The sequence below is a fragment of the Candidatus Cardinium hertigii genome, from assembly GCF_003788695.1.
Genome location: NZ_RARA01000023.1, coordinates 44,369 through 44,899, shown reverse-complemented (window position 1 = coordinate 44,899; position 531 = coordinate 44,369). Strand labels below are relative to the sequence as shown.

Annotated in this window: 2 protein-coding genes (1 of these 2 running past the window's edge); one reads left to right on the top strand and one right to left on the bottom strand. The window is 37.7% G+C overall.

Going from position 1 to position 531, the window contains the following annotated elements:
• A protein-coding gene (locus EDM02_RS02220) for a PD-(D/E)XK nuclease domain-containing protein (protein ID WP_123662717.1) crosses the window boundary here: on the bottom strand, positions 1–9 show its 5' portion. The gene continues 1,515 nt to the left of window position 1, outside the view; only the first 9 of its 1,524 coding nucleotides appear in the window; the start codon lies at positions 7–9; its stop codon lies beyond the left edge, outside the window.
• 2 nt (positions 10–11) lie between these two features.
• Between EDM02_RS02220 and EDM02_RS02215 the strand changes: the two genes are divergently transcribed.
• A complete protein-coding gene (locus tag EDM02_RS02215; protein WP_123662716.1) occupies positions 12–284 on the top strand; it encodes an AAA family ATPase in 273 nt (90 codons plus the stop codon).
• Positions 285–531 lie beyond the last annotated feature (247 nt).

The following is a 531-nucleotide window of genomic DNA, read 5'->3' as shown; positions in this document are numbered from 1 at the left end:
TTCAAGCATTATTGGAAGAAAGCAGCGAGGTAATACTGATTACCCGTCCCAGACGTTGGGGTAAGAGCTTGAACATGGATATGCTGCGCAAGTTTTTTGAGATTGAAGTAGACCAAGAAGGTAATAAACTAGCAGAAGAAGCACGCACAAATTATTTGCTTTTTAAGGGAGGTAGTATAGATATAGGATTTAACGAAACTAAAGTACTCTACCCTTTAAAAATTACCAGCTATCCCCATGCTATGAAACGCCAGGGGCANGATGGCAGGAAAATAATGTTATAATTTGATCTTTAATGCCTTTCTCGATTTCTTGGTAAGAACTTCCTTTAACATCTTTCAGGTTAAGCAAGATGACTGGAAATTGCCCCTGATATTCATTTATAATATCTGTACAAGCTGCTATTTTAAGCTTTTGCAGTATTTTTTTTCTTCCCGTTGCTAATTTTAAATCAATGGCTCCACCCAAGAATAGCTTCTGATTGACACGATCTGTTTCAGCTAAAGGCTTTCCTGTCTGATCCACCTCAAT